1 protein-coding gene is annotated in these 437 nt (G+C 66.4%); it reads left to right on the top strand.

The annotated features are described in order from the left end of the window. A partial coding sequence (locus ACFHW0_RS31805) for a HAMP domain-containing protein (protein ID WP_416613323.1) occupies positions 1 to 437 on the top strand: 437 nt, incomplete at both ends.

Genomic DNA, 437 nt, shown 5'->3' with positions numbered 1-437 from the left:
ACGTCGCAGGTGCGCAACATCGCCTCGGTCACCACGGCCGTGGCGAAGGGTGACCTGTCGCAGAAGATCACCGTGGACGCCCGGGGCGAGATCCTGGAGCTGAAGTCGACGGTGAACACGATGGTGGACCAGCTGTCGTCGTTCGCCGACGAGGTGACCCGGGTGGCCCGCGAGGTGGGTACGGAGGGCAAGCTGGGCGGTCAGGCCCAGGTGAAGGGCGTCTCGGGCACGTGGCGGGACCTGACCGACAACGTGAACTCGATGGCGTCGAACCTGACGTCGCAGGTGCGCAACATCGCCTCGGTCACCACGGCCGTGGCGAAGGGTGACCTGTCGCAGAAGATCACGGTCGACGCCCAGGGCGAGATCCTGGAGCTGAAGAACACCGTCAACACGATGGTGGACCAGCTGTCGTCGTTCGCCGACGAGGTGACGCG

The sequence above is a fragment of the Micromonospora sp. LOL_025 genome (assembly GCF_048060285.1).
In the GTDB taxonomy this organism is placed as follows: Bacteria; Actinomycetota; Actinomycetes; order Mycobacteriales; family Micromonosporaceae; genus Micromonospora.
This window is presented reverse-complemented; position numbering and strand designations above follow the sequence as displayed.